General features: G+C 79.3%; 1 protein-coding gene. It reads right to left on the bottom strand.

Annotated features, from left to right (window positions below; genetic code table 11):
* The coding region (locus GTQ99_RS24525; RefSeq protein WP_205708141.1) for a PspC domain-containing protein at positions 1-637 on the bottom strand (637 nt) is incomplete at both ends.

Raw genomic sequence — 637 nt, 5'->3', positions numbered from 1 at the left:
GGAGACGCGGGGGGGCGCGGCCGTCGGCGTCGCGCCCGCGGGTGCCGCGCCCTCGGGGTTCGCACCCTCGGGGTTCGCACCCTCGGGGTTCGCACCCTCGGGGTTCGCACCCTCGGGGTTCGCACCCTCGGGGTTCGCACCCTCGGGGTTCGCACCCTCGGTGGAGCGCGCGCAGGCCCCGACGACGGCGGGGTGGTCGTGCAGCACCCACCAGGCGAGGGTCGCGGCCAGGGAGGTGACGAGCAGCCCCCAGCCGGGGCCGCCGCCGATGTCCCAGGGGCCGATGCCGACCACGCCGCGGGAGAGCACGAGGTCGGCCACCACGAGCGCGACCGCCAGCGCCAGCGCTCCGGAGACGTCGCCGCGGGCGGCGGCCTCGGCCTCGATGCGCCCGCGCCGCTCGGCGCGCCCGTCCGGCAGCAGCGCCCAGCAGATCCCGTAGAGCGCCAGGCCGAGCCCGCCGACGACGGTGAGGGCGATGAGGACGCCGCGCACGACGAGGGGGTCGACGCCCAGGCGCTGGGCGGCACCGCCGCAGACGCCGGCGAACCAGCGGTCCTCGCCGCGGACGACGCCGAGCGAGCGGATCGCGGTGAACACCTTCGCCTCGCCGCCGGCGCCGCCGGCGGGGGCGTCC

It is taken from the genome of Kineococcus vitellinus, assembly GCF_009906315.1.
Lineage (GTDB): Bacteria > Actinomycetota > Actinomycetes > Actinomycetales > Kineococcaceae > Kineococcus > Kineococcus vitellinus.
The sequence above is the reverse complement of the archived record's forward strand: the minus strand, read 5'-3'. Positions and strand labels throughout refer to the sequence as shown.